The sequence below is a fragment of the Streptomyces sp. AC627_RSS907 genome (genome assembly GCF_019049165.1).
Window position 1 is genome coordinate 1 of record NZ_JAGMUE010001289.1, and the last position, 663, is coordinate 663.

The window sequence follows — 663 nt, forward strand, 5'->3', positions numbered from 1 at the left end:
GCCGAGGGGATCCTCGGGGTGGGCGCCCGGCGCGAGGCAGGGGCGCGGGAGGGCGCTCGCCTACCGCCACGGGCCGGCCCGTACGGTCAGTCCGTGATCGTGGCGTGCACCCGTACCCACGAGTGCATGGCGATGGCCGCCGCCGCGCCCGCGTTGATGGAACGCGTGGAGCCGAACTGCGCGATCGAACACACCATGCTCGCCTGCTCCCGCGCCTCCCGGGTGAGCCCGGGGCCCTCCTGCCCGAACAGCAGCACGCAGCGGCGCGGCAACTCGACGCGCTCCAGCGCCACAGCGCCGGGCAGGTTGTCGATCCCGATGATCGGCAGTTCCTCTCGCGCGGCCCATGCCGTCAGGTCGGCGGTGTCCGGGTGGTGCCGTATGTGCTGGTAGCGATCGGTCACCATCGCCCCACGCCGGTTCCAGCGGCGATTGCCGACGATGTGGATCTCCTTGGCCAGGAAGGCGTTGGCCGTGCGCACCACGGAGCCGATGTTGAAGTCGTGGCTCCAGTTCTCCACGGCGACGTGGAAGTCGTGCCGCCGCGTGTCCAGGTCGGCGACGATCGCGTCGTGTGTCCAGTAGCGGTATCCGTCCACGACGTTGCGACGGTCCCCCTCGGCGAGCAGTCGCGGGTCGTACTGCTCGCCGACGGGCCACGGC

1 protein-coding gene is annotated in these 663 nt (G+C 71.3%); it reads right to left on the reverse strand.

What is annotated here, in order from left to right:
• Window positions 1–86: 86 nt before the first annotated feature.
• The coding region (locus KUM32_RS41535) for a TrmH family RNA methyltransferase (RefSeq protein ID WP_217146809.1) at window positions 87–663 on the reverse strand (577 nt) is incomplete at its 5' end.